This is a genomic window from Sinomonas atrocyanea (assembly GCF_030811715.1).
GTDB lineage: Bacteria > Actinomycetota > Actinomycetes > Actinomycetales > Micrococcaceae > Sinomonas > Sinomonas atrocyanea_A.
In genome coordinates, this window is sequence record NZ_JAUSRH010000005.1 from 19365 (window position 1) to 38338 (window position 18974).

Annotated in this window: 14 protein-coding genes; 6 read left to right on the plus strand and 8 right to left on the minus strand. The window is 70.2% G+C overall.

Going from position 1 to position 18974, the window contains the following annotated elements:
- Positions 1 to 260 precede the first annotated feature (260 nt).
- Together J2W21_RS09560 and J2W21_RS09565 are read left to right on the plus strand one after the other, a co-directional pair.
- Positions 261 to 926, plus strand: a complete 666-nt coding sequence (locus J2W21_RS09560; RefSeq protein ID WP_307114279.1) for a peptidoglycan-binding protein — start codon at positions 261 to 263, stop codon at positions 924 to 926.
- A gap of 12 nt (positions 927 to 938) precedes the next feature.
- Complete coding sequence (locus J2W21_RS09565; protein WP_307114280.1) at positions 939 to 3320, plus strand: hypothetical protein; 2382 nt, start codon at positions 939 to 941, stop codon at positions 3318 to 3320.
- 317 nt (positions 3321 to 3637) lie between these two features.
- Here the strand turns inward: J2W21_RS09565 and J2W21_RS09570 are convergent, their stop codons facing one another.
- From J2W21_RS09570 to J2W21_RS09585, 4 genes are all read right to left on the minus strand, one after another.
- Complete coding sequence (locus tag J2W21_RS09570) at positions 3638 to 3970, minus strand: hypothetical protein (RefSeq protein ID WP_307114281.1); 333 nt, start codon at positions 3968 to 3970, stop codon at positions 3638 to 3640.
- A 53-nt stretch (positions 3971 to 4023) separates the two neighbouring features.
- Positions 4024 to 5295, minus strand: coding sequence for a carboxylesterase family protein (locus tag J2W21_RS09575; protein ID WP_307114282.1), 1272 nt, complete (start codon positions 5293 to 5295; stop codon positions 4024 to 4026).
- 149 nt (positions 5296 to 5444) lie between these two features.
- Positions 5445 to 7424 (minus strand): flavin-containing monooxygenase, encoded by a 1980-nt coding sequence (locus tag J2W21_RS09580; protein WP_307114283.1) that lies wholly within the window; start codon positions 7422 to 7424, stop codon positions 5445 to 5447.
- Positions 7425 to 7541: 117 nt separating this feature from the next.
- Positions 7542 to 9152, minus strand: a complete 1611-nt coding sequence (locus J2W21_RS09585; RefSeq protein ID WP_307114284.1) for an FAD-binding oxidoreductase — start codon at positions 9150 to 9152, stop codon at positions 7542 to 7544.
- A gap of 80 nt (positions 9153 to 9232) precedes the next feature.
- Between J2W21_RS09585 and J2W21_RS09590 the strand changes: the two genes are divergently transcribed.
- Positions 9233 to 10213, plus strand: coding sequence for a LysR family transcriptional regulator (locus tag J2W21_RS09590; RefSeq protein ID WP_307114285.1), 981 nt, complete (start codon positions 9233 to 9235; stop codon positions 10211 to 10213).
- A 19-nt stretch (positions 10214 to 10232) separates the two neighbouring features.
- Here J2W21_RS09590 and J2W21_RS09595 read toward each other — a convergent pair whose 3' ends face one another.
- Together J2W21_RS09595 and J2W21_RS09600 are read right to left on the minus strand one after the other, a co-directional pair.
- On the minus strand, positions 10233 to 11567 hold the full coding sequence (locus J2W21_RS09595; RefSeq protein ID WP_307114286.1) for an NtaA/DmoA family FMN-dependent monooxygenase: 1335 nt from the start codon (positions 11565 to 11567) through the stop codon (positions 10233 to 10235).
- 194 nt (positions 11568 to 11761) lie between these two features.
- A complete protein-coding gene (locus J2W21_RS09600) occupies positions 11762 to 13147 on the minus strand; it encodes an MFS transporter (RefSeq protein WP_307114287.1) in 1386 nt (461 codons plus the stop codon).
- A gap of 207 nt (positions 13148 to 13354) precedes the next feature.
- Between J2W21_RS09600 and J2W21_RS09605 the strand changes: the two genes are divergently transcribed.
- Genes J2W21_RS09605 through J2W21_RS09615 form a run of 3 tightly spaced genes read left to right on the plus strand, consistent with a single transcriptional unit; the run spans position 13355 to position 17523 of the window.
- Entirely contained in the window at positions 13355 to 14851 is a 1497-nt protein-coding gene (locus tag J2W21_RS09605; RefSeq protein ID WP_307114288.1) for a 4-hydroxyphenylacetate 3-hydroxylase N-terminal domain-containing protein, read from the plus strand.
- Between the two features lie 34 nt (positions 14852 to 14885).
- Complete coding sequence (locus J2W21_RS09610; RefSeq protein ID WP_307114289.1) at positions 14886 to 16328, plus strand: MmgE/PrpD family protein; 1443 nt, start codon at positions 14886 to 14888, stop codon at positions 16326 to 16328.
- 46 nt (positions 16329 to 16374) lie between these two features.
- Complete coding sequence (locus J2W21_RS09615; protein ID WP_307114290.1) at positions 16375 to 17523, plus strand: flavin reductase; 1149 nt, start codon at positions 16375 to 16377, stop codon at positions 17521 to 17523.
- Positions 17524 to 17799: 276 nt separating this feature from the next.
- Here the strand turns inward: J2W21_RS09615 and J2W21_RS09620 are convergent, their stop codons facing one another.
- Positions 17800 to 17961, minus strand: a complete 162-nt coding sequence (locus tag J2W21_RS09620; RefSeq protein WP_307114291.1) for an alcohol dehydrogenase catalytic domain-containing protein — start codon at positions 17959 to 17961, stop codon at positions 17800 to 17802.
- Positions 17962 to 18102: 141 nt separating this feature from the next.
- Complete coding sequence (locus tag J2W21_RS09625) at positions 18103 to 18939, minus strand: ABC transporter ATP-binding protein (RefSeq protein WP_307114292.1); 837 nt, start codon at positions 18937 to 18939, stop codon at positions 18103 to 18105.
- Between the last annotated feature and the right edge of the window lie 35 nt (positions 18940 to 18974).

Here is an 18974-nt window from a genome sequence, read left to right on the forward strand (position 1 = left end):
GAAGCTCTCTTCCCGCGGACGGCAGCACAGACGCGGTCCTCGAGAAAGGTCGACTAATCCTACCGCCTTGTCCCGTGGTGAAAGGAAGGAGAGCTGAGCTGCCGGCCGTCGTCGTCCGCGGCTCCGTGCTCCGACGACACGCCGGACGAGCTCCACCCTAGACAGACCGGTCTGTCTACTAATACTGTTCCGAAGCACGGGCTACAGAAGCACGGGTACGGCTGAGAAGGCGCCCCAGAGCGCCGGAATGGAGCAGGGTGATGGGGGAAAATCCGGGAATGCAGCCACTGTCGGATGAGGAGCTTGCGGCGGAAGGCATCACCGCACTGCCGGACAAGGAAGTGGCGTCCATCCTCGACCTCAACGCCGACCTGAATCTGGGGATCCAGGCCGCTGCCCCCATCGACCTGGGAGTGGCCGCGAACGCGAATGTGGCCGCACCCATCGATGCTTCCGCGTCGGCCAACGTCCTTTCGGCCGGCTCTACCGCGGCAGGGGTTGCGCATCAGGGAGCGCTGATCGACCAGGGCATCAATGCAGACGCGACCGCCAATTCGGTGCAGGACAGCAGCGTCGGGCACGCGGCTGGGACCGGCACCACCGACGGGTCGACAGCCTCTTCCCCTGCGCCCAGCGACGGGACCACGGGCGGTGCCACGACGACGACCGATCCGACCGGAGCCAACGGCAGCCTGCTGGACGTCAACGTGAACCTCGACGCCAATGCCGGCATCGCTGCCCCAATCAACGGTGCAGCAGCCGCAAATGCGAACGTCGCCGCACCCATCAACGCAGGTGTGGCGGCCAACATCGGGACGGTGGACAGCACGTCCGTCGCCGATGCCCAGCAGGAAGCGGTCATCAGCCAGCACGTGGACGGGGCTGCGACAGCAAGCTCTGACCAGCACTCGAACCTGCAGCAGTAGGCTCCTGTGACGGTGCCTCCGGGACGTGCGCCCGCGCCTGCGGCCCCGGCGTCCTCGGCTCCGGACATCGGCGGCCATGTCCCGGCACGTGCCGAGGGTGTGGAGCTGATCGGTGAGCTGAAGGGCTCCGGCTACCGGGACGCACCGGCTCTCGTGCGCCGCGCGGACGGCCAGACCCTGCAGCTGACGCCGCTGCTCTATTCGGTCCTCTCCGCTGTGGACGGAACAAGCAGCATCTCGGAGATCGCGGGGCGCGTGAGCCAGGGCTCCGGCCGCCTGATCACCGCAGAGAACGTCCGCACGCTCATCGACTCGAAGCTGCTCCCCCTGGGACTGCTCGCGCGGGCCGACGGTTCCCAGCCGGAGGCCCGCCGGTCGAACCCGCTGCTGAGCCTGCGCTTCCGCTACACGGTCACCGATGAAGAGAAGACGCGGCGCCTGACGGCGCCGTTCGCGGCCCTCTTCCGCCCCTGGGTTGTGGTCCCGCTCGTAGCAGCCTTCCTGGTCGTGAGCTGGTGGGTACTGGCGGAGAAGGGGCTCGCCTCCGCCACCTATCAGGCGTTCGACAGCCCGGGCCTGTTGCTGCTCGTCGTCGCCGTGACGGTCTTCTCCGCGGGATTCCACGAATTCGGCCACGCCGCTGCCGCACGCTACGGCGGCGCCACACCGGGCGCCATGGGAGCCGGCCTCTACCTCTTCTGGCCCGCCTTCTACACCGACGTGACCGACTCGTACCGCCTCGGACGTGGCGGGCGCGTCCGCACGGATCTGGGCGGCCTGTACTTCAACGCCATCGTGACAGTGCTCATCGCCGGGATCTGGTGGGCGACGCGGTACGACGCCCTCCTCCTCGTCGTCCTGACCCAGATCCTGCAGATGATCCGCCAGCTCACACCTCTCGTGCGCTTCGATGGCTACCACGTGCTCGCAGACGTCACGGGCGTCCCCGACCTGTACCACCGGATCCGTCCTACGCTGCTGGGCCTGCTGCCGTGGCGCTGGGGACATCCCGAGACGAAGGCGCTGAAGCCGTGGGCGCGCGCGGTCGTCACCCTCTGGGTCCTCATCGTGGTTCCCATCCTGCTCGGCAGCCTCGCGCTGATGGTCATCACGCTCCCGCGCGTCCTCGCGACCGCCTGGACCAGCACGGTCCGCCGCGAGGACAGCCTTGCTGCCGCCCTCGGCCAAGGCGATTATCTGGGCGCAGGCGCGCAGGGCGTCATGATCCTCGCCGCCGCCCTCCCCGTCCTCGGAATGGCCCTGATCCTCTTCCGGATGGTGACCCGCGGGGCGCGCAACATGTGGCAGAAGACGCGCGGCCGTCCGGGCCGCCGCGCAGCCTCCCTGGTCGCCGGGATCGCCGTCGCGGCGCTCCTAGCCTCCATCTGGTGGCCCAGCGGATCGACCTACCGCCCCATCCAGCCATACGAGCGCGGCACCGTCGCGGATGCCCTGGCCGCGCGGGCTCCCGTCACGGATCGCCTTGTGCAAGGACAGGAGGGGCGGGTCGCCGCGATCTGGCCGCAAGGGGCAGCCAAGCCGACGGCGGACAAGCCCCAGCTGGCGATGGTCCTCGTACCCCGCACCGGCCAGGCCCCCGCGCCGGGGAACGCCCACGGCGCGGCACCGGCCCCGGCACCGGCTTGGGTCTTCCCCTTCAGCAAACCGAGCTCCCCAGGCGATGGTGGAAATCAGGCCCTGGCCGTCACCACCAAGGACGGATCAGTTGTCTACGACGTCGCGTTCGCGATGGTCTGGGTCCAAGACGGCTCCGCGCTCAACGTGAACGAGGCAGACGCGTTCGCCAGCTGCCGGGACTGCGCCGCCGTGGCTGTCGCATTCCAAGTGGTGCTCGTCGTCGGCCAGGTCCACACTGTGGTCCCGCAGAATCTGGCCGTCGCCGCCAACTACAACTGCACCCAGTGCCTCGCCTACGCGGTGGCCAACCAGCTCGTCCTGACCCTCGACGGGCCCCTGAGCCCCGCCGGAATGGCCCAACTCTCCAAGCTGTGGGACGACATCGGCTCGTTCCAGGCCACCATCCAGGATCAGCCGCTGACGCAGATCCAGGCCCGCCTGGACCAATACGCGGCACAGATCCGGCAGATCATCCAGCAGGACCCGTCCGCGACCCACCAGGCGCCGAGCGCCACCCCTTCTGCCCGGGAAACAGCCGGCGCAACACCTAGCGCCCCGCTGCCAACCGCCCCGGCGGCACCCGGGGCCACCGCGCCAGACACCACCACGGCACCCTCGATGTCAGGGGAAGGAGCATCCGCGCCGCCTGGAACCGAAGCCCCCGCCCAGACCACCGCTGCCGACCCCACCGACGCCCCGCAGCCCGCCGATCCCGCCGCAACGCCCGTCCCGGCACAGACCACTCCCGCAAGCTGACCTCTTGCACCGTGCGAGAAGGGCGCGGAAGGTGGGCGGTTTGGACATCGGCCCTATCGCTGGTCCGAGCTTCTCCGGCCTAGATGCTTCATGCACCGCCGGGCAAGGCTCTTGCTCAGCCCTGCGCGGCGCGCCAGATCCTCGGCTCTGATCGCCGCCCACTTGTCAGGGGCCTCTTTCAAGAGAATGGTCTCGACGCGTCTGACGGCCCAGACTGGAAGGGCTGCCTGGCTCATCCGGCCCCCACGGGACCGGCGTCTGGCACGTGGACGTGCAGACTGCCCGTGGTTCCCGTCTGCTCCATGTCCTTCCTCACCTCAGGCCTCGGGCAGGGATGTCATGTGGAGGGACAGGAGCCGCCATTTCCCAGTCGGCCCCAGGCGCCAGAGGCCGCTCGTCGCTGACTGGATGGAGCGCGTGACCCCTTCGGAGGTGCGCAGGTCCAGCTGCACTGTCCCCCATCCTGCCGCGGTGCCGGCGCCGAGGGAGCAGGCCTTCTCGAGCTGGTGGCTCATGGACCGGTACTGCACCGTCCGGGCCAGGACGTACCCGCGGAGGCCTTCGGCAGTGTCCCGTCGCCCAGTCGAGTGCGTGTAGATGAGCTCCCGATCGAAAAACTCGTCCCAGCGCGCCGGGGCTGGCGCAGCCATCCATGCGCACCGCGCCGCCTCAGCCTACGCAAGCTCCTCCAGGAGGGTTCTGCTCACGGCTCCGCCCGCCGGACGGGCTCACCGCGCCCGAGATCGGGCACCCGTGCTGTGCGCACCTGGCCGCCGGCGAGCCCGACGGCGCGGACCTCCCCCGGGCCGGTGGTCATGGACTCTCCTGCCAGCGCCCGCACGAGCGGCTCACGCCAGACCGCAGCGACCGCGACGAAGGTGGCATCGTCGAGTCCGGCGAGCATGGGGGCGTCACGCCACTGCGAGCGGTCTCCGAACAGGAACGGGAGGTCGAAGCAGTGGGCGGCGCCTGCTCCCGCGGGCGCCTCGACGTCCAGCCGCGACACGTGCACGGGAATACCGGCCCCCCTCAGCTCTGCTGCCAGTTCACGCGCTGGCGACGAGAACTGGTACTCCGTCATGTCCGAGGTCATGCGTTCCCAGGCGCTGCTGGCGGATGGCCGATCGTCCGGCCTCTTGAAGTGCCGGGCGCGGAACCCTGCGGCGGCCTGCTCGGGCAGTTTCTCGGCGGCGCCAGGAGGGATGAAGGCGCGCGCCTCGTGGGCGGTGGTCGAGAGGAGGACCTCGCGGATGTCGCCCAGGCGCCCGACCGCGGCGCGCCAGTCCTGGACGTCGCCGGCGAGCCGACCCCCGGCCAGAGGCTGGACCCCGAGACCGCGGCCGGCCCACGCACGGTTGATGGTGGACGAGGCGGCCACGAGGCAGGCGGCGTCAGCGTCAGCCGGGTCGGCGCCGCCGAGGGCTTCCGCGAGCAGCCGGCGGCGCTCAGCTGAGCCGTTCGGACCAGGCGGTGGCTGGTAGGGAAGGCTGAAGAGTGCGAGGCGGCGGATGCGTCCGGCCAGCGAGGGATCCTGCGCGGCCGCGAAGGCGAGCCAGGCCCCGGCGGACTGGCCCGCGAGGGTCACGTTCTCCGGGTCGCCGCCGAAGTGCGCTGCGTGCTCGATGGCCCAGTCCACTGCGGCGAGAACGTCGGACACGGTGGCGACAGTCCCGTCGGGGCCAGGCAGGAAGCACGCTGCGGCGCCGAGCCGGTACGCGGGAACAACGACGACCGCATCTGCGGCCTCGGCGAGCACCGAGCCATCGTGCCAGCGGACCGACGCACCCCCTGAGACGTACCCACCGCCGGGCAGGAACACGACGACGGGCGCGGCGGGACCAGCACCGGCGGGAGCGTACACGCTCACTTGGAACGCGTCGTCCTCCTGCTGCACCTGGGAAGCCGCCGGACCGAGCAGCCAGTCGAGTCCGCCCGGCTGTTGCGGGAAGACCATCTGCTCCTCGGTCGTGCCCACTGGCGCAGGAGGGACAGGCACCGCTCGCGGGGAGAGCCCGCCGTCGTCCGCTGTCCCGAGGCGAGCCCACCGGCAGCGGGTGATGACGACGCCGCCTGCTCCATGCGGATCACCCAGAGAGCGGGACCGCTGCCCCGCTTCCGCGGCGCTCACGGGATCGGCTCGTACTGGGCCGGGTCGAGCTCGCGAGTCAGCTTCCAGTATTCCAGGACCGGAAGGGGCCAGATCTGGGACACCCGCCCGAACCTGTTCTTGTACCAGGTGTGGACGCTCGGGTGGCCCCAGGCCTTGGTGGCGCTTGCAGCATCGAGGCGTTCGTAGAACCCATCGAGCACCTCCTGCTTCAGGTCGAGCGCGGCCCAGCCCTGCTCGAGTTCGCGGCGGATGCCGTCGAGGGCGTACTCGAGGCCGTACTCGATCATGGAGAACAGGCTGCCGTTGACCACGTGGCCGGTGTTGGGTCCCGAGACGATGAACAAGTTGGGGAAGCCGGGCACGGTCATGCCGAGGTAGGCCTTCGCGTCTCCGCCCCAGTACTCGTGGAGATCGCGGCCGCCGCGGCCTGTGATGCGCAGCGGCTCGAGGAACTCGCTGGCCTGGAATCCCGTGGCGTAGACGACGGCGTCGAGTCGGTGCAGCGTGCCGTCCCCGTCCACGATGCCCTCGGGAACGAAGTGGTCGAGCCCGGAGGTCACGAGGGTGGTCTGGGGCTTCCTGAGGGAGGCCGCCCAGACGCCGTTGTCGCGGAGCATGCGCTTGCCGCCGAGCAGGTAGTCCGGGGTGACTTTCTCGAGGAGGTCCGGCCGACCGGCGTACTGCTCGGCAAGGATCGCGCGAAGCGACTCCTGAACCCTGTGGTGGACTTCGGAGATCGAGTCGCTGCCGGCCCACTCGGGGTCGATCACCGTGGTGTGCTGGCGCCCCTCGACGCCGAGCCAGTGCTGCCACAGCCGCAGCCACTGGCCGAAGTGCGGCAGGTGGTCCGAGAGCCAGAGGACGGCGTCTGGCATGTCGTCGTAGTACATCGGAGTGGGCAGCATCCAGGGCGAGCTGCGCTGGAAGACCGTGAGGGAAGCGACCCGGTCCACGATCGCAGGGACGATCTGGTAGGCGCTGGCTCCTGTGCCCACCACCGCGACCCTCTTGCCCTCGATGTCGACTCCGTGGTTCCATTCCGCCGAGTGCATCTGGGCGCCGGTGAATGACTCCCGGCCCGGAGTGGCGGGGATCTTGGGCCGGTCGAGCTGGCCCACCGCCGTGAAGACGGCGTTGACCCGGTGGACGGTCGTGGTGCCGCCCACGAGTACGCGCACGTCCCATTGGCGGGAGTCTTCGTCCCAGGTGATGGACTCCACGTCCGCCCCATAGACGATGTCGTCGAGGAATCCGCCGCGCTCCGCGACCGTGCGCGTGTAGTCGTGGATCTCGTGGCCCTGGGAGAACTGCTGCGGCCAGTCGTCGCGCTGGGCGAACGAGAAGGAGTACGCGTAGTTGGGAGTGTCGAGGCGCACGCCCGGGTAGGTGTTCTTCCACCACGTGCCGCCCACGTCGTGGCCCTTCTCGAAGACCGTGACCTCGATCCCGGCCTGCTTGAGCCGGTATGCGGTGGCCATGCCCGCGACTCCGGCGCCGATCACGGCAGCCGAGAACGTCCGGCCCGGCGCGACCTCCTCGACGCGCCACCGCGGGCGGCCGTTCGCCTGCGGTGCGAGGGCCATGTCGTGCTTGAGGAGTGGGCGGTATGCGGCGTCGGCGCCGTTGGTGATCCAGTCGACCACGGAGTCGGCCTCCTCGTCGCTGAGGGTGCGGACGCGGGTGATGCGCTCATCGCGGACCCGCTTGAGCGCGGCGAGCGCGAGCTCGCGCGCCTCGGCCTGCTGCTCTTCGCTCATGCCTCCGTGGGGCTTGCCGACGGTGTCGACGGGCGGCTGCGGGGGGCGGAGGTCGTCGCGCAGGATGCCGAAGTCCCCGGTCGCGGCTGCGAGGGCGACCATGAGCGCCGGAAGCTCGACCGACTTGACGGTTTGGGCGAGGAACGCGTCGTCCTCGGTGATGGGGGTGTACTGCTCGCGCGTGTAGAGGTCGTCGACCTCGCAGGCGAGGTCGACGGGTGCCAGCGATTCAGTCACAGTGCTCTCCTCGTGTGAAGGGCCGCCCGGGTGAGCAGCGTCACGTCCACATCCATAATAGACAATAAAATGTAATGATGTGCTAATAATGCATTCTATCGGTGGGCCCCGGCGACCTCAGCCGGCCGAGGAAAGCAGAGGGGCGGTCGCGTCAGACGAGCGGGCCGCCCGGAACCGGGCCGGCCACACGCCCTGCTTGCCGGGGGCAATGATGCCCTTCGGGTCCACGGCGTCCTTGAGCAGCTCCTGGAACCGGAGCGCCGCGTGGTCGTTGAAGTCGAATCCGCCGGCGATCCGGTCCATGTAGTCGACGTGGCTGCGGTACGGCGCGTAGCCGCGGGCGCGGGCCGCATCGAGGAGCCGCACATACAGCTCGCGGGCGCGGGCGAGCATCTCCTCGTTGCCGCGCTCGAAGAAGATCATCGTCACGTGGACCATGTGGCGCGGGTACAGGTGGTAGCCGATGTACAGGTCGAAGCCGCACTCGGCGTACAAGGCCTTCGCCTCCTGGTAGAACTCGTAGACCTCCTCGCCGCGCGCCGGGATGATCGGCGCCGCGTCGATGTGCCCGCCGTTCTCCGACGCCCACGCGACGGTCGAGAGCGGCCGGAGCGTGGGGACGCCGGCCATCTGGGTGCGGTCGGCCTCGGCGATGCGCTCGTGCTCGAGCGCTCGGCCGTCCTCCCCCTCATAGATCCGCGCATCGACCACCGCGTCCGGGATCGCGGCGGCGACACGTTCGCGCACGATCTCGAGGCGCCGGCGCACGAGGCCCGGGTCGCCATACAGGCCGAACTTGGCGTTCCACTGCCCGATCCCGAACTCCCGGCGCATCTCGTCGAGCCGCCAGTCGGGGATCGAGCCTTCGCCGTCCCAGAAGTCCTTCCGCGCCCCGCGCATCGTCGCGGCGCGGACCACGTTGCCGCACAGCGCGTTGTTCTGGATGATGTCCTCGCGGCGCAGCTGCGTCAGAACGTCGATGAGTGCCGGGAGGTCCTCCTCGCGCTCAACCATGACGTCCCCGTTCGCGAACGCCTGCGGAGCAGGCATCAGCCACAGGCCGCCGGAGACGACGACGCCGAGGTTGGACTGGGTGAACAGCCCGTCCAGCGTGGGCCCGAAGCCGCCCTGGAAGATCGGGCCGAGGTCTGAGTCCCCCATGGCACCCATGCCGGTGCGCAGCAGGTCGCCGTCGGGCAGCACGACCTCGAGCCCACAGAGGCTCTTGACGTGGTCCCCGAGCGGCGTCATGCCGTAGCCGCGGTCGAGCATGTTGCCCAAGATCGAGCCCCAGCCGAGGGCGGGGACGCTCATCCAGAGATCGAGGCCGTGCTCCTTGATGTACTCGAACAGGTCGAAGAACGTCACGCCCGGCTCGACCACGGCGTACCCGAGCCTGCCGTCCACTGAGAGGATGCGGTTCATCCGGGAGAGGTCGAGGGCGACCATCCCGTGGTCTCGCGGCTCGGGGCCGCCGTAGCCGAGGTTCCTGCCCCGGGAGAACGTCCACAGCGGCGTCTCCGTCTCGCCGGCGAGGCGCACGACAGCCTGGACCTCCTCGGTGCTCCCGGGCCGGACGCCGGGCCACGCGGGGCGACCGCTGTTGAGCGGGTAGGGGTCGAGATAGCCGCCCTCCCCGCCGGGGCGGACCACGTTGTCGGGGCCGACGATCTCGGCGGCACGGCGGAGGAACTCCTCGCGGGGATCTGTGGCGGGATGGCTGGACATGTTCGCTTCTTTCGTTGTTCTCGCTAGTTCTTGTGCGACTGGCCCGGGGAGCCACCACGGCAGGCCGCTAGGCTGGGCGCGTGATCCCCGAGCAGCAGCCCGCCCTCACGCTGAGGCAGGCGTGGCATTTCGTCGTGGCCGCCGAGTCCGGCACACTGGCCGAGGCCGCGCGCCGGCTGCACATGGCGCCGTCCGCCATCTCGACCTCGGTCGCCGAGCTCGAACGCGCCGTGGGCTCTGAGCTCCTCGTCAAGCGCCGGGCCAAGGGGGTCTCCCTCACGGCCACAGGTCGCGAGGTCCTCGGCATGGCCAGGGACCTGCTCCGGCTCGCCGACTCGATCGCGGCGCTCTCCCGCGAGGACCGCTCGCAGCTGCGCGGGCCGCTCACGGTGGGCTGCGACATCACCCTCGGGCCCACGATCATCCCGGCGATGCTGAGCGACTTCGCCCGGCAGTGCCCGGGGGTCGAGGTGGACTTCGTGGAGGGCTTCCACGAAGACGTCCAGGAGCGGCTGCTCGCCGGCGCGCTCGACGTCGCGTTCGTGTACGACGCCGCGGTGGACCCCGCGCTCACGACGGTCGCCCTGGCCACCGCCGCACCCCACGTCCTCCTGCCTGCGGAGCACCGGCTCGCCGAGTCCGCGACCGTCCGGCTCTCGGACATCGCCGAGGAGCCGCTCGTGCTCTTCGACTCGCCGCCCCTCGGCAGCCGGGTCCTGCAGCTGTTCCACGAGGCGGGAGTGGTGCCGACCGTCCGGCACCGCTCCCGTTCCTACGCGACGGTGCGGTCGCTCGTCGCAGTGGGCCGCGGCGCCGCTGTCCTGTACCAGCAGAAGGCGCTCGAGGCGCCGTACGCCGAGCTGGGCGTGCGGCTGCGGCCACTGTCCGTGCGCGGCGCGCTGGCGCGCCCGGTGCAGGTGGCCCTCGCTGCGCCCCGCAGCACGCGCCCTTCGGTGCGGGCACGCGCCTGGATCGACGTTGCGCTCGAGCTGTTCACCGGTGACGGGGCGGCCGACGGCGTGCCCTCCGACGGTGCGGACCGCGCCGTCGGCGCGGACTGAGCAGCGCACGGGGCCCCACTCAGGCGAGCGCGGACTCGCGCCTGGACGAGGGGTACGGCAGCCCGAGGTTCTCGCGGAGCGTGGACCCCTCGTACTCATGCCGGAAGTAGCCGCGCTCTGCGAGCTCGGGGACGAGCGTGTCGCAGATGAGCGCGAACCCGCCGGGGTTGAACGGCGCGTTGAGGTTGAAGCCGTCGCACGCGCGGGCCTCGAACCACTCGATCATGCGGTCGGCGACGGCACCCGGGGTGCCGGCCATCCACTGGTGCCCGGTCGAGCGGGCCAGATCCACGATGAGCTCTCGCAGCGTCATGCCCTGGTCGACGCTCTTGCGGCGGTAGATGTGGTAGCGCGAGCCGCGGGAGGGGTCCTCGGTGAACCACCCGGCCGGGATGGACTCGTCGAGGTCGAGGGAGGACAGGTCGAGCTTGAGGTCCGCGCCGACCTGCTTGCGGCCATTCTCCATGTGGATGTTGCGCGCGAGCTCCATGGCGAGCTCGTCAGCCTCGGCCTGCGTCTCGCCCAGGATGGGCAGGATGCCGGGGATGATCTTGACGAGTTCGGGATCGCGCCCCTTCGCGGCGGCCTTGGCCTTGAAGTCGGCATAGAACTCGATGGACGGCTGCAGGAGCGGCTGGGCCGTGTAGATGCCGTCCGCCACCGACGTGCCGAGCTCCACCCCGGGTCCGGACGAGCCAGCCTGGACGAGCACCGGCCGGCCCTGCGGCGAGCGTGGTCCGGGCAGGGGGCCCTGGACGCGGAAGTGCTCGCCGACGTGGTCGATGGTGTGGATCTTGGACGTGTCGACGTACCAGCCCGATTCACGGTCGTTGATGACGGCGTCGTCCTCCCAGCTGTCCCAGAGCTTCTGGACGACCTCGACGAACTCGGTCGCGCGGCGGTAGCGGGTGGGGCCGTCGGGGGCCTCGGTGAGGCCGAAGTTCTGGAAGCCGTCCGAGCTCGTGACGATGTTCCAGCCGGCTCGGCCGCCGGACATGTGGTCGAGCCCGGCGAGGAGCCGTGCGACGTTGTAGGGCTCGTAGAACGAGGTTGAGATCGTGCCGATGAGGCCGATGTTGTTCGTCACCGCGGCGAGCGCCGCGAGCGTCGTCATGGGCTCATAGAAGCCGTTCATCTTGATGTCGCCCCGCATCACCGTGTTGGCGTGCGCGATGTCGCCGAAGAACACGGCGTCGAGCTTGGCCGCCTCGGCCATGCGGGTGAGGTCGGCGACGAAGTCGAAGTTGGCGAGCTCGTCCGCCCGGCTGCCGTCCATGCGCCAGCTGTCCTTGTGGTAGCCCGCCGGCAGCATGAACGTGGTGAGCACCATGTGGTGTCCGCGCGAGTTGGTCATCGAGAGTTCCTTTCAGCGCACCGGGCCGCATCGCCGCGGTGATCCCTTCCATCGTGGCCGCGAGACTTCATCTCGTAAACCATCGAAATTAGGATGATATGTTCTGAAAAATCGTCTTTATAGCGCACGACGGCGCCGAGTCCCCTGCGCGCACGGGCCGCGGGGCGGCGTCGTGCGCGGCGGGGCAGAGACGTTCAGCCCGAGGTCGCGGCACCCTCCGGGGCCCGGCGAGGAGCCCGACCCTGGGCGCTCTCGCCGTCGGCACCGGGGTGCGCACCCTCGCGGCTCAGGAAGACCGCGACGAGTCCGGCGACGAAGATGGCGGCCCAGGCCACACCCACGAGCACGAACGAGCCGCCGCCCACCATGACCAGGACGGTCGCGAGCATCGGGGTGAGGCCGGCGCCGAGCGTCGAGGCGGTCTGGTACGAGAGCGAGGCACCCGTATACCGGACGGCGGCCGGGAACTGCTCCGAGATGTACGCCCCGATCGGGCCGGCAAGGAGGCCTTGGACGACGCCATTGCCCACGATCACGGCGACGGAGAAGCCGAGGAGGGTGCCGTCGTGCATGAGGACGAGTGCGGGGTAGACCCACAGCAGGCCGAGGATCCCGCCCGTGGCGAGCACAGTGCGGCGCCCGAGCCGGTCGCTCAGGCGGGCCGCGGCGAAGCACACCACGATCGTGACGACAGCTGCCACACCCTTGACGTTGAGGATGCCCTCGCGATTCACGCCCTGCTCGTACGCGACCGAGACGCCCCACGAGGTCAGGAAGCCCTGGCAGGTGTAGAAGCCGAGCGATGCGACGAGCGCGAGGAGCAGCGGGCGCCAGTGCTTCCGGAACACCTCGACCACAGGCAGCGCCTTGCGGTGGTGTGCCTCGACAGACTCGGCGTCGAGCTGCTGGAAGACCGGCGACTCGGCCACCTGGAGCCGGATGACCATGCCGATGAAGATCAGCACGGCAGAGAGCAGGAACGGGATGCGCCAGCCCCAGTCGAGGAACGCGTGCCCCGTGACGGCCGAGACGCCGGAGACCACGAAGGTGGCCACGAGGCCACCGGCGGGGCCGCCCGAGTTGGCGAACGCGGCCGCGAGGCCGCGCTTGGAGGCGGGGGCGTGCTCGAGGGCCATGAGGGTCGCACCGCCCCACTCGCCGCCCACAGAGATGCCCTGGATGATGCGCAGGGCCACGAGGAGGATCGGCGCGGCGAGCCCGATGCTCGCCTGGGTGGGGAGGAGGCCTACGGCGACCGTGGAGAAGCCCATCATGAGCATCGAGATCACGAGCATGCGCTTGCGGCTCACGCGGTCGCCGAAGTGGCCGAACACGACGCCGCCGAGCGGCCGGGCGACGTAGCCGACCGCGAGCGTGCCGAACGAGGCGAAGAGCCCGACGGCCGGCGGGAGGTTCGAGAAGAAGACCTTGTCGAAGATGAGGGACGCGGCGGTGGCATACAGGATGAAGTCGTAGTACTCGATGATCGAGCCGATGGCGCTCGAGGCGAGGATACGGCGCAGGTCCTTGGTGTTGAGCGTGTCAGAGGGGCGCTCGGCACGCGACGGTGAGTGCTTCATAGGGGTGCCTTCTGCGGGGGAAAGGTGATCGGTTTCACCACAGGATGACACAGATCACCCCACCGCAGAACATTGTGAGCTCGAAAAAACATTATTTGCCGATTCTGCAGCTCTGGGTCCTGACCCCTTGCGCCCCTCGACTCAAGTTTGTAATCTCTAGCACAGAATGTATTTTCTTGCCCTAGGGCACGACACAAGGAGGTCACCGTGGCAGCACGGACCGGAGAGCAGTACCGAGCCGGACTCGCGGACTCGCGCGAGGTGTGGCTCGGCGACCAGCGCATCGACGTCGCGACCCACCCGGCATTCGCGGGGTCGATCGCTGGCATGGCGGCGTACTTCGACTACCAGCACAAGTACGCGGACGACTGCCTCATGGTGGAACCGGAGACCGGCGAGGAGCACAACGTCTCCCTCCTGCGTCCGCGTACCGCGGAGGACATCGAGCGCCGCCACCGTGCGTTCGACCGCCTGGCCCGCTACTCGAACGGCATGCTCGGCCGCACCCCCGACTACGTCAACGTGGTGCTCGCCGGTCACGCGAGCCGCAAGGACATCTACGACCGCTCGGGCGACCCGGTCTACTTTGAACGTCTCGAGGCCTACTGGCGCCTCGTCCAGGAACAGGACCTCGCCCTCACGCATACGATCGTGCACGCAGCCATCGACAAGAGCGTCGGCGAGCTCCAGGGCATCAACGAGGACCTCACGCTGCGCGTCGTCGAGCGCACCGAGGCTGGCCTCGTGGTCCGCGGCGCCAAGATGCTCGCGACCCTCGGGCCGATCGCCGACGAGCTGTACGTCTACCCGGCGGTGCCGATCCAGAAGGGCTACGAGGAGTACGCGCTGTCCTTTGCGATCCCCGTCGCCACGCCGGGCGTCGTGGCCGTGTGCCGCGACCACTACGGGGTGGACATGGACATCGTGGACCGGCCGTTCTCCTCGCGCTTCGACGAGCAGGACGCCGTGATCATCTTCGACGACGTCCTCGTCCCGTGGGACCGCGTGTTCATCGACGGCGATCTGGGCGTGTACAACGCGATCAACGCCGCGACAGCTACCGGCAACACGCAGCAGCAGACCGCGATCCGCGCGTGCGTCAAACTCGAGTTCGCCTACGACCTGTGCACCCAGATGGCCAAGGTCACCGGCACCGAGGGCAAGCCCGAGACGGCCTCGATGCTGGGGGAGATCTACTCGTACCTGCGCATCGCCCGCTCCGTGGTGGCCGACGCCGAGAACCGCGCCTCCGACTGGGGCGGCGGGGCATTCTTCTGCCACGACGACATCTCGTCGCTGCGCACCGTCATGCCGATCTGGATGGCCCGGGTCAACGACGTCATCAAGGCCATGGGCTCGCACAATCTCCTCGCGACCCCGACCGCCCGCGCCTTCGAGGACCCGCGCCTCGGCCCGCTCCTGCACAAGTACCTGCCCGGTGCCAACGGGATCGCCCCCGAGGAGCGCGCCCGGATCTTCCGCACCGCCTGGGACTTCGCCGGCTCGGCCCTCGGCAGCCGCATCGAGCTGTACGAGCGCTTCTATCTCGGGTCCGTAGCCCGCGCACGCGCCCTCGACCACAAGAAGGCACAGGCCAAGGGCGAGGCCGGCGCGTATGCCGCGATGTTCGCCGAGGCCGGCATTGCGCCCGTCCCGACGGCCTCCGACGAGCTGGACGACTTGGCAGCTGCACCGACGAGCTGACCCGGCCGACCTCAGGAAGAGACAGGAGACGATGATGAGCGCACCCGCAGACACCGGGCGCCAGTATGCCGAGAACATCGGCGACGAGCCGGGCCCCAAGGCTGCGCGGGCGGAGCTCACCGGGCGCCTGGCCTCGCACGTGGTGGACACGCGCTCGGCCGACGTCTCGCAGGAGGCCAGGGAGCGCGCCGTCCTACGCGTCCTGGACGCGGTGGGCTGTGCGCTCGCGGGGCACCGCGCGCCGAGGGCGGCGGAACTCGTGGCGCTCGCTGCGTCGTGGGGCGGCCGGCCGGACGCCCGCATCCCCGGCACCGATGTGAGGGTGCCCGCGCGCACCGCGGCGTGGGCAGGCAGCATCCTGACCCGCACGTTCGACTTCGAGCCCGTGAGCGCCGAGGGCCCCAACGGGCAGGAGGTCGCCGCGCACATCACCGGGACCACGGTCCCCGTGGCGCTCGCGGAGGCCGAGCGGCGCGGGGCGAGCGGCTCCGAACTGCTCGACGCGCTCGTGCTCGCAGACGATGTGACGGCACGGCTCGCCGTCGGCAGCGGCTTCGACGTCTACTCCGGCCAGGACAACACCGGCACCGTCAACGGCGTCGGGGCGACGGCCCTGGCCGCGCGCCTCGCCGGGCTCGACGCGCACGGGCTGGTAGACGCGTGGGGCATTGCGGTCCAGCAGCTCGGCGGTTCCGTGGCCCCGATCTTCGACCACGCGCCCGCGTTCCGGCTGCCGATGGCGTTCGCCGCGCAGGCGGGCGTGACCGCCGTCGAGCTCGCGGCTATCGGGTACCGCGGAGAACAGGACCCGCTCGCGGGCCGCTTCGGCTTCCTCGACCGGTTCTGCGCGGAGGCGCGGGCCGATCACATGCTCGAGCGGCTCGGCGAGGTGTTCTGCGCCGACCGCGTCATCAAGCCGTGGAGTTCGTGTCGCGCGAGCCACCCCAGCCTCGACGCCGCGGCCCGGCTGCACGCCCGGGGCGTGCGCCTCGCCGACGCCGCCCGCATCCGCATCCACGTCACGCCGCGCACCGCGGCCGGGTTCGTGGGCGCTGGATGGGCCCCCGGGCGCACCCCCGAGGTCGACGCCGCGTTCAGCCTCCGCTTCACGGCCGCGGCCGCGCTCGCACACGGCACCGTCCGGCCGGAGCACCTCCTCGCTGCCGCCGACCCCGCACTCGGCGCCGCCGCAGCCGCCGTCGAGATCGTCCCCTCGCTCAACCCAGGCGAGTACCTCACCGCCGAGGTCGAGGTCCTCACCCACAGCGGTGCGACGTTCCGCGAACGCGTCGACGCACCGCTGGGGGACCGCCACCGCACACCGCTCACGCCGGCCCAGGTCGAGGAGAAGTTCCTCGCGAATGCCGAGTTCGCGGGCCTTCCCGCGGACCGTGCCCGCCGTGCTCTGAGCCTCGCCCTGGGCCTCGCCGACGCGCCAGGCGTCGGGCCGCTCCTCGACGCGATCACACTTCCGTGACCCTGTTGCCCCACGAACCTATGAGTTCTGTCCAAAGGAGGACACCATGACCGCCCAGCCCCTCGCCGCCGAAGGCCCCATCGTCGATCCCGTCGTGTTCCGCAATGTCGTCGGGCACTTCGCCTCCGGCGTCACGGTCATCACCACCGTCGTAGACGGCAAGCCGTACGGCACTACGGCCTCAGCCGTCTCGTCGCTCTCGATGGACCCGCCCATGATGCTCGCGTGCCTCAACCGCTCGTCGTCGACCCACGACCGCGTGGTCGAGGCCGGGGTATTCGGCATCAACATCCTCGCCGAGGAGCAGGCGGCGCTCGCCTTCCAGTTCGGCCGCAAGGGCGGCGACAAGTTCGAGGGCGTGGGCTACACGATCTCCGAGAACGGAGTCCCACTGCTCGACGGCGCCCTCGCGACGATCGAGTGCCGGATTGCCGAGACCGCCACGGGCGGGACCCACACGGTGTTCCTCGGTCTCGTGGCCGAGGCCAGCGCCGCAGACCGGCAGCCGCTCGCCTACTACCGGGGCACAATGGGCCGCCTCGAGCGGGTCCTCGAGGTCAAGGCGTACGACGGCGTGCGCGACTGGGTGCTCAGGCGCCGCACCCCGCTCGGCTCCGTCCTGGACCCGGTGGCCATCGGCGAGGCGATCCGCTCCGAGCCCGAGCAGGTGCAGAACGCGCTCGTGAAGCTCACCGCCGAGGGGCTCGTGTCCCGCAACGACGAGGGCCTGCTCGAGCCGCAGCCCATCACCGCCCAGACGACCGACGCCGCCTACGATGGCCGCGCGACCATCGAGTCCGGCGTCATCGCCTCCCACCTGGGCCGGCTCACGGACGACGACGTCGCCGAGCTGCGCCGGATTGTCTCCGAGCTCGAGGCGCTGCGTGCCGAAGAGGCGGGTGACCTCGATGTGTTCCTCGGCCTCAATGTCGCGTACCACGACCGGCTCGTGGCCGTGGCCGGCTCCGCGGCCCTCGTGGACGCCTTCCGCCGCCTCGGCATCGGGACGGTGTGGCGACAGGCGCTCACGGCCGAGGAGTGGTCGCGCCAGCTCGAGACGGGCCATGTGCGCGACCTCACCGAGGCCCTGGCCGCCCGCGACGTCGACGCCGCGCAGGAGGCCCTCGCCGCCCATACGGCGTTCGGCAAGAAGCTCGCGCGCGACGTCATCGCCCGGCACGGCGGCACCGTCTGACCCAGCGGCTGAAGAGCAAAGGGGGCAGGACGCGACCAGCGCCCTGCCCCCTTTCGCGCCCCGGCGTTCCCCTCTCAGAACGTGATGACCGACCGCGCGATCGCGCCGGTCTCCTGCCGCGCGTAGGCATCATTGATCGCCTCCGAACGAGGTGACCGGCTCGCCGTCGCGCGTGAGACGGGCGGGGGCACCGGCCGGCGCCTGGCCACGCCGGGGTCGAGGCAGCGGAAGGGTGCCCCGCGCCGGCACTCGCGGCATACGCCGCAGAAGTCGCCTTCAGTGGCCGCGGTCGCCGACCGCGAGGTCCCACACTCCCCCGCCCACTTCGATGACCGTCCCGGCCATCTCGTGCCCGGCCACCATCGGCACCGGCCGCCCCCGGTCCACCGACGCGACGAGATAGTCGGAGGGGCACAGGCCCGCGGCCGCGACTTCCACGAGCACCTCGTCGTGGAGCGGACGATGCCGTCGCGCAGGTGCACGAGCTGACCGGGGGCGGGGTAGGCACGCTCGGCGCCAAGAGGGGCCGGGTCTACCGACCCGGCCCCTCCGCCCGCTCAGAAGCTTGCTGCCCGGCGCTCAGTCCTTGCGCAGCCGGTGCATGATGCGGGCACGCGCCTCGGCGAATCGGGGGTCCGCCTTCGTCTCGAGCTGGTCGCGCTGGTCGCCGAACCCGGTCTCGATCACGTCCACGACCGTAGCGGGCTTGTTGGCGATGACCACGACCTTGTCCGCGAGGTAGAGGGCCTCGTCGATGTCGTGCGTGACGAGGAGGACCGTCACGCCGAGCTCCTGCTGGAGGTTCAGCACAAGGTCCTCGAGGTCGAACCGGGTCTGCGCATCCACAGAGGCGAACGGCTCGTCCATGAGCAGGACCTTCGCCTCGTACGCGAGCGCCCGAGCGATCGCGACGCGCTGCTGCATCCCGCCGGACATCTCCCACGGGAACTTGTGTCCCTGGCCCGCGAGGCCCACGGCCGTGAGGTTCTTCTCCGCGGCAGCGTTCCGCTCTGCCTTGCCCATGCCCTTGCCCTGGAGCGGGAAGGCGACGTTCTCGAGCGTCGTCATCCACGGCATGAGGGAGCGGCTGTAGTCCTGGAACACGACCGCGAGGTCGGGGTGGGGCCCGTCGATGACGTCACCGGAAACCGTGATAGTGCCCGACTGCGGGCGGAGGAGCCCGGAGAGACACCGCAGCAGGGTCGTCTTCCCGACGCCGGACGGGCCCACGATCGAGACGAACTCGCCGGCGGCGATGTCCAGGTCGAGGTCGGCAAGGATCGGATTGAGCGAGGCGCCGACGCCGTAGCTCATGCTGAGCCCGCGCACCGTCATCACGTCCCCGCCACGCGCGGGGGCGTGCTGCGCCGCCCCCTGGGCCGGGGCTGCCTGGACGGGCTGGTCCTGAATGGTCATGGGAACTCCTGCAGTGGCTTGAGACCGGGGTGAGG